This window comes from Microbacterium sp., from assembly GCF_031988965.1.
Taxonomy (GTDB): Bacteria; Actinomycetota; Actinomycetes; order Actinomycetales; family Microbacteriaceae; genus Microbacterium.
In genome coordinates this window covers 1-7,487 of the sequence record NZ_DALZXX010000139.1, presented here as the reverse complement: position 1 = coordinate 7,487, position 7,487 = coordinate 1, and the positions used below count along the sequence as shown (strand labels likewise).

10 protein-coding genes are annotated in these 7,487 nt (G+C 68.7%); 2 read left to right on the top strand and 8 right to left on the bottom strand.

What is annotated here, in order from left to right:
- From RTM68_RS15705 to RTM68_RS15680, 6 genes are all read right to left on the bottom strand, one after another.
- On the bottom strand, positions 1–275 hold a 275-nt coding region (locus tag RTM68_RS15705; protein WP_312172683.1), incomplete at its 3' end, for a hypothetical protein.
- The gene (locus RTM68_RS15700; RefSeq protein WP_312172681.1) at positions 272–1,531 is read right to left on the bottom strand and encodes a DUF58 domain-containing protein; all 1,260 of its coding nucleotides are present in this window, start codon (positions 1,529–1,531) and stop codon (positions 272–274) included. The genes RTM68_RS15705 and RTM68_RS15700, both read right to left, overlap by 4 nt.
- Positions 1,528–2,493 (bottom strand): MoxR family ATPase, encoded by a 966-nt coding sequence (locus RTM68_RS15695; RefSeq protein WP_312172679.1) that lies wholly within the window; start codon positions 2,491–2,493, stop codon positions 1,528–1,530. Before RTM68_RS15695 ends, RTM68_RS15700 begins: the two co-directional genes overlap by 4 nt.
- A 1-nt stretch (position 2,494) precedes the next feature.
- Positions 2,495–2,980, bottom strand: coding sequence for a hypothetical protein (locus RTM68_RS15690; protein ID WP_312172676.1), 486 nt, complete (start codon positions 2,978–2,980; stop codon positions 2,495–2,497).
- Positions 2,977–3,708 (bottom strand): DUF4129 domain-containing protein, encoded by a 732-nt coding sequence (locus RTM68_RS15685; protein ID WP_312172673.1) that lies wholly within the window; start codon positions 3,706–3,708, stop codon positions 2,977–2,979. Before RTM68_RS15685 ends, RTM68_RS15690 begins: the two co-directional genes overlap by 4 nt.
- A gap of 21 nt (positions 3,709–3,729) precedes the next feature.
- Positions 3,730–4,173, bottom strand: coding sequence for a MarR family transcriptional regulator (locus RTM68_RS15680; protein WP_312172671.1), 444 nt, complete (start codon positions 4,171–4,173; stop codon positions 3,730–3,732).
- Positions 4,174–4,218: 45 nt separating this feature from the next.
- Here RTM68_RS15680 and RTM68_RS15675 point away from each other — a divergent pair, with 45 nt between their 5' ends.
- Positions 4,219–4,461 (top strand): hypothetical protein, encoded by a 243-nt coding sequence (locus RTM68_RS15675; protein ID WP_312172669.1) that lies wholly within the window; start codon positions 4,219–4,221, stop codon positions 4,459–4,461.
- Between the two features lie 48 nt (positions 4,462–4,509).
- On the opposite strand, the gene RTM68_RS15670 is transcribed toward RTM68_RS15675, so the two are convergent.
- Together RTM68_RS15670 and uvrB are read right to left on the bottom strand one after the other, a co-directional pair.
- On the bottom strand, positions 4,510–4,842 hold the full coding sequence (locus tag RTM68_RS15670; protein WP_312172666.1) for a TfoX/Sxy family protein: 333 nt from the start codon (positions 4,840–4,842) through the stop codon (positions 4,510–4,512).
- A 35-nt stretch (positions 4,843–4,877) separates the two neighbouring features.
- Positions 4,878–6,950, bottom strand: a complete 2,073-nt coding sequence (uvrB, locus tag RTM68_RS15665) for an excinuclease ABC subunit UvrB (protein WP_312172663.1) — start codon at positions 6,948–6,950, stop codon at positions 4,878–4,880.
- Positions 6,951–7,015: 65 nt separating this feature from the next.
- On the opposite strand from uvrB, the gene RTM68_RS15660 reads away from it, so the two are divergent.
- On the top strand, positions 7,016–7,487 hold a 472-nt coding region (locus RTM68_RS15660), incomplete at its 3' end, for a DUF4126 domain-containing protein (RefSeq protein WP_312172661.1).

Sequence of the window (7,487 nt, the reverse complement as noted above, 5' to 3'; positions counted from 1 at the left end):
TGGATGAGGTGCTCGATGAGCACGGCGAGCATCGCGCGACCGAGATCGGGCTCCGAGACCAGCATCCCGATCACGATGCACGCGATCGCACCCCACCCGCCGAACGTGGGGGGAAGCGCGGCGCCGAGGAGCGCGAGGACCACGGCCGCCCATTGCCATCCGACCAGGGGGCACAGGACGAACGCCCCCGTGGCCGCGACCGCCACGAGCGCGAGGCGCAGGACCAGCCACGACACCGCGGGTGCCGTCTCGAGAGAATCGTTGCGCGCTCTCACCGCCGGGCTCCCGCGATGCTCGCGAGCGCGGCGGCCGGGTCCTCAGCCCAGGTCACCACATCGACACCCGCTCCCTCGAGATCGGCGAAGACGTTCTCCCGCTCCGCCAGAACAGTGCGCAGACCGATCGTCTGCGTGCGGGTCAGACGCGCGCGGTCGAGGCGGGGCAGCACATCGACGGCGACCACGCGATGGCCGCTGGCACGCCAGAGGAGGGCGGTCTGCGCGGCCGCCCCCTCGAAGAAGGACGACAGCACGAAGACGACCGACCCATGCGGCACGTGGGGAGTCCTCCGGAACGACGCATCCTCGCGCGCCTGCCCCGTCGCTGCGATCGCCGCCTCCACCCGCGCGAGATGGCGCGAACCGCCACCGCTGCGCAGCGAGCGACCACCGTTCACGAGCACATGCAGCGCGACGCGGTCGCCGTCGGCGATGGTCTCGACGGCTATCGCTCGAGCCGCTTGCCGGGCGTGATCGAGAGAGGTCACGCCGCTGCGCTCGTAGTCACCGCTACCCCACAGCGAGACGACCTCGCCGAGATCCTCCGATGTGTCGATGGCGATCACGACGGACGCGTCACTCAGCGTATGGGTGCGACGCACGAGGAGGTCACCGGGCCGCCGAGCCATCCTCGCGGTGGCCCTCCAGTCGACCCGCCTGAGCTCATCTCCTGGCGCGAAGGCATGGATGTCGCGGAAGTCCCCGCCCTGGCCCGGCCTGCGGCCCTCGTGAGTGCCGTGCAGACCGGTGAGTCGCCTCGGGAGAGGCACGTCGTCGATGCGGACGAGCGCGGGCGCCACCTGCCGCGGGCTGGTCACGGTCGGCGAAGCGACGCCGAGCACCGCGCCGTCGAATGCGAGCGCCCGGGCGGAAACCTGCACGGGCACACCCGGCCCGGAGTGCAGTACGCGGCTGCGGGCGACGACCGGGCGCCCGTCGCCCGGCACGAACACGCGGCGGCTCCGGCGCTCCGACTGGACGATGAGCACCTCGACGGCATCCGCATCGCTCTCGATGGAGATCGACGTCCGCAGTTCGCCGTCGCCGGCGGGCAGCGCTTCGACGATCACCCGGGCCTCGATCCCTCCGGCTCGCCTCGACAGGGCGAACGCACTCCAGAGAGCGGGCGGCAACGCCATCGCGACGATGTCCGGGCGGGAGAACAGCAGACCGAGCACCGCGAGCAGCACGGCCCCGCCGATCGCCACCGCCAGCGCCGGACTCCACCGACCGTCCGTGGTCCGCCTCGTCATCCGAGCGCTCGCACCGTCGGCGGCACCGCGACCTGGCCCACGACCGATCGCACCACGTCTGCTGCCGATGCCCCCTGCGACCAGGCCTGCGGCGTGAGCGTGAGACGGTGCGCCAGAACCGGCACGGCGATGCGTTTGATGTCGTCGGGACGCACGAAGTCGCGGCCGTCGAGCGCCGCCAGTGCCCGCCCGAGCAGCACGAGGCCGAGCGAGCCGCGCGGCGATGCCCCGACCTCGACCTGCGGGGCCGTGCGCGTCGCGCGCGCGACCTCGACGCAGTATCGCGTGATGTCCTGATCCACATGGATCGCCTCCACCGCCGCCTGGAGCTGCACGAGGCGGGCGGCGTCGATGACGGGTGGAACATGCGTGGCCTCCTCCCGTCGCAGGACTCTGTTCTGCAGGATCCGTGCCTCCCCGTCCACCTCGGGGTAGCCGATCGAGAGGCGGACCATGAACCTGTCGAGCTGCGCCTCCGGGAGCGCATAGGTGCCCTCGTACTCGATCGGATTCGACGTCGCGATGACATGGAACGGCGCGGGCAGCTCGAAGCTGTTCCCTTCGACCGTGACCTGGCGCTCGGCCATCGCCTCGAGCATCGCCGACTGCGTCTTCGGAGTGGTGCGATTGATCTCATCGGCGAGCAGCAGTCCGGTGAAGATCGGCCCGGGTCGGAAGACGAACTCGCCGGAATCCGGTGAATACACGTAGGAACCCGTCACATCGCCCGGCAGCATGTCGGGGGTGCACTGGAGCCGCCGGAACGAGAGCCCCAGAGCGGAGGCGAGGCTCCTGGCCGCAAGAGTCTTCCCCAGACCGGGCACGTCTTCGAACAGGACGTGTCCGCCGGCGAGGATCGACGCGAGCGCGATCTCGAGTGGGTCGTCCATGCCGACCACGACGGTACGCACAGCTGTGAGGATCTGCGCTCCGGTGTCGGCGATATCGGTGGCGGCGGTCATGTCAGCTCCTTGATCGAGGGGGTGGCGAGGTTCGATCGGGCGCGAGGCGATCGATCGCGTCGAGCGCATGCTCGATGTCGACGATCGTCGTGCGCGCACCGGTCAGCCGAGCCCACAGGTCGGGCCCGAGCAGTGCTGCGGCAGCATCGCGGTGATCGGGGTCGTCCGGGTCGACTCCCACTCGCTGCAGCCGATGGCGCAGGATCTCTCGCACCCTCTTCGTGATCTGCTGGCCTGCGAGACCCGTGTGCGTGTTCAGCGCCCACGACATCCGTGAGATCTCCGTGGGTCGGCGTTCGAGCTCGGCGACGATGTGCGGCGCGTCGGACTGCGGCTCCTCCGTAAAGGCGAGCTGCGCCAGCAGGGCTACCGCCCCTGCGAGCAGGCTCCAGCCGACGATGAAGGGCACGGTGAAGCCGAAGACGAAGAGTGCGAGCGCGGCGGCGACCGTGGCCCCGACCGCGAGGAGATATCCGCGCAGCATCATCGCCACACCCCCTCGATGCGCCGGAGAGCCTGTTTCGCGCTCTCGCGGTCACGCTCGGAAGCGATGTGCGCACCGAACCGGACCCGCTCATAGAGCACCAGCAACCGAGCGGCCTCGTCGGCGACGCCGGAGCGCAGGGTGATGATGCGGAGTGCGAACTCCCCTGGCGTCTCGCTCGCGTCGCGCCGAACGCCGGCATCCGCCGCGGTCTCCTCGAGGCCGACCCATGCCGCGACGATGGCGTCGGAGGGATCAGCTCTGTCGTCGATCGATCGCAGAGCGCCGAGGATGCCCCGCTGGATCACCGGGGCGGCCGCATCCGAGTCCGGAGCGGCGTCGATCTCCCCGAACTCCGAGGCGACGTCGGCAGCGTCCCGGCGTCCCAGCGGCCTGTTGCGCCATGCCCGGATGAGCGCCCGCACGATCAGAATGAGGAGGGCGATCAGTGCGGCACCCACGAGAACCAGGAGGATCATCCCCAACGTCTGCGCGATCGCGGCTCCGGCAGGGTCGATCTCCACATCTTCGGGCAGCCCGGTCCCTGCAGGTGCGACCGTGGGCATCGGCTCCGCTGTCGCCGGAGCGAACAGCGAGTCGGGGCGGAAGGTCGGCGCCTCCTGCAGACCCGATGCGAGCATCGCGACGGCGAAGAGGAAGACGACCGACCCCACGATGACAGCCCGGCGGATGCTCGCACGCCCGTGACGTGTCGAGTGAGCGGCCGGCATGCCCCACACCCTATGCCGCGGTCACTCCTGGACGGGGCGGCGACCCGCGAAAGCGGACAAGCCGTCGCGGAGGGTCGCGACCTGCCGCAGGTCCATCCCCACTGCAGCCATGACCTGTCCGGGCACGTCGAGCGCACGATCACGCAGCGCGCGCCCGGTTTCGGTCAGGGTGATGTCCAGACGACGCTCATCCTGTGCACTGCGCTGTCTGGCCACGAGACCATCCGCCTCGAGTCGCTTCACCAGAGGCGAGGCTGTGGCCGGCTCGAGCGCGAGATCTGCGGCGAGATCGTTGAGCGGACGGGGCGACCGCTCCCACAGCGCCAGCATCACCAGGTACTGCGGATGCGTGAGGCCGAGTGGTTCGAGGATCGGGCGGTAGATCGCGACGACATTCCGCGCGGCGGTGACCAGCGCGAAGCAGAGCTGGTTGTCGAGCTTGAGCAGGTCCTCGGATGCCGTCACGGCATCGACTATACAACGGCACTAATGATTAGTACACTAAGCAACATGGCCCACCCGAAGGATCGCCCTCCCCTCCGCTCCCGGATCACGGAAGCCGGCGGCCTGTACGCCTGGATCAATTCGAACCTCATCCGACTCGCCGGCCCCGCGTCTGTCGGCCCCTACGAGAAGACGCCGCCGCCGACCGCGACCGAACGCGCAGAGCGCGCCTGCCCGCTCTGCGGCGCCGCCATGAGCGCACACGAGATCGACCGCTCGGGCCCCAAGACGCTGGTGCACTGCCCCTGATCGCGGCGTGCGCGACGCCGGTCTCCTAAGGGCTCTTCTGCGGTGGCCTCAGCCCGGATGGTCAGCGTCGCCTCGCGCGACGTCGAGCCAGAAGGCCAGGTCATCATCGGTCAAGAGAGCAGCGGGCGAGACGTCCAACCAGCCGGAACCCATCGTCCGCGGCCCCATCACCGCAGTGGCGACCCCCGCACGGGTGAGAAGCGAGGCTCCGTGCTCGTCGTCGACGCGAACGAGCAGGACTCCGCCCTTCCGCGCGCCCACCAGGATGTGGCCGTCGAGCAGGAACGCGCGGGTGCCGAACATCCGCTTCTCCTCGATCTCCGTGTCGACGGTGAGCAGCGCGCGTACACGGTCGGCCAGCTCCTCCCCTGCCGCGTCCATTTCTCCCACCTCGCTGCTCGTGCTCGGCCTCGACCTCAGGCGTGCCCGGCCTTCTCCATGGCGCGCAGTTCCTTCTTGAGGTCCTGCACCTCGTCGCGCAGTCGACCCGCGAGTTCGAACTTGAGTTCGGCCGCTGCGGCGAGCATCTGATCGGACAGATCCTGGATGACGGCTTCGAGCTGCTGCGCCCCCTCGGCCGCGATACCCGTGCGTCGCAGGTTCGGCGTCGGTGACTTGCCCTTGCCTGTCGCCCGCCCGCGACCGGACATCATCTCGGCCGTGTCCGCGCCCTCGCGCGCCAGCACCTCGGTGATGTCGGCGATGCGCTTGCGCAGCGGCTGCGGATCGATGCCGTTCTCCGTGTTGTAGGCGATCTGCTTCTCGCGACGACGATCGGTCTCCTCGATCGCCTTGGCCATCGAATCGGTGATCTTGTCGGCGTACATGTGCACCTCGCCCGACACGTTTCGCGCCGCTCGCCCGATGGTCTGGATGAGCGACGTACCCGAGCGCAGGAAGCCCTCTTTGTCGGCGTCGAGGATCGCGACCAGCGACACCTCGGGAAGGTCGAGGCCCTCACGCAGCAGGTTGATGCCGACGAGCACGTCGTAAACACCCGCCCGCAGCTCGCTGAGCAGCTCGACACGACGAAGAGTGTCGACGTCGGAGTGCAGGTACCGCACCCGCACGCCATGCTCGCCCAGGAAGTCGGTGAGCTCCTCGGACATCTTCTTCGTGAGCGTGGTGACGAGGACGCGCTCGTCTCGGCCGACGCGCACTCTGATCTCCTCGAGCAGGTCGTCGATCTGCCCCTTCGAGGGCTTGACGATGATATGAGGATCGACGAGCCCCGTCGGGCGGATGATCTGCTCGACCACCCCGTCGGCGATGCCCATCTCGTACTTGCCGGGAGTCGCCGAGAGATACACCGTCTGACCGATGCGGTTCTTGAACTCGTCCCAGCGCAGCGGCCTGTTGTCCATCGCGCTCGGCAGGCGGAACCCGTGGTCGACGAGTGTGCGCTTGCGCGACGCGTCGCCCTCGTACATCGCGCCGATCTGCGGCACGGTGACGTGCGACTCGTCGATCACGAGCAGGAAGTCGTCGGGGAAGAAGTCGAGCAGCGTGTGCGGAGGTTCGCCGGGCTGACGACCGTCCATGTGCCGCGAATAGTTCTCGATGCCGGAGCAGAAACCCAGCTGCTGCAGCATCTCGAGGTCGAACGTGGTGCGCATGCGCAGACGCTGAGCCTCGAGAAGCTTGCCCTGCCGCTCGAACTCCTTGAGACGCTCCTCGAGCTCGTGTTCGATCGTGCCGATCGAACGCTGGATCACGTCGGTCCCCGCCACGTAGTGCGAGGCGGGGAAGATCGGCACCGCATCGAGCTTCTCGATCACCTCGCCCGTGAGCGGGTGCAGCGAATAGAGGGCCTCGATCTCATCGCCGAACAGCTCGATGCGGATCGCGTGCTCTTCGTACACCGGGATGATCTCGATCGTGTCGCCACGCACGCGGAAGTTGCCGCGCGAGAAGTCGACGTCGTTGCGGTTGTACTGCATCGCGATGAACTGACGGATGAGCGCGTCGCGGTCGTATCGCTCCCCCACCTGGAGGGCGACCATGGCCCGGAGGTACTCCTCCGGCGCGCCGAGGCCGTAGATGCAGGAGACGGTCGACACGACGATCACGTCGCGGCGGCTGAGGAGGGAGTTCGTGGTCGAGTGGCGCAGACGCTCGACCTCGGCGTTGATCGACGAGTCCTTCTCGATGAAGGTGTCGGTCTGCGGCACGTACGCCTCGGGCTGGTAGTAGTCGTAATACGACACGAAGTACTCGACCGCATTGTTGGGCATGAGCTCGCGGAACTCGTTGGCGAGCTGCGCGGCCAGTGTCTTGTTGTGCGCGAGCACGAGAGTCGGACGCTGCACCTGCTCGACCAGCCAGGCGGTCGTCGCGGACTTGCCGGTACCCGTCGCACCGAGGAGCACGACGTCGGTCTCGCCCGCGTTGATGCGCGATGCGAGCTCGGCGATGGCCTTCGGCTGGTCACCGGCCGGCGCATACTCGCTGATGACCTCGAACGGACGGACACTGCGGGTGGGTTGCATACCTCCAGCGTAGGCGTGGCCACCGACATCGGGGCCGTGTCGGGGGCCGCACCTAGAGTGGGGGCGTGATCGAGTTCATCATCGGCACCAGCCTTGCAGCGTCGGCGGGCCTCAACGCCTGGATGCCGCTGTTCCTGCTCGGCCTCGCGGATCGGCTCCTGCCCGCCGTCGAGCTGCCGTCCGCGTGGGCGTGGCTGTCGAGCGACCTCGCCCTGTGGATCGTGGGAGCTCTGCTGCTCCTCGAGATCATCGCCGACAAGATCCCCGCTCTCGACTCGATGAACGACGTCGTCCAGAGCATCCTGCGTCCGGCGGCCGGGGGCATCGCCTTCGGAGCGGGTTCGGGCGCACAGACCGTCGCCGTCGATGATCCGGCCTCGTTCTTCGCCGACAATCAGTGGGTTCCCGTGGCGGTGGGCATCGCCGTCGCACTCGTGGTCCACATGGTCAAGGCGACGGCGCGGGTCACCGCCAATGCGGCGACCGGAGGGCTCGCCGCCCCCGTCCTCAGCGCGGCGGAGGACGGGGCGTCCTTCG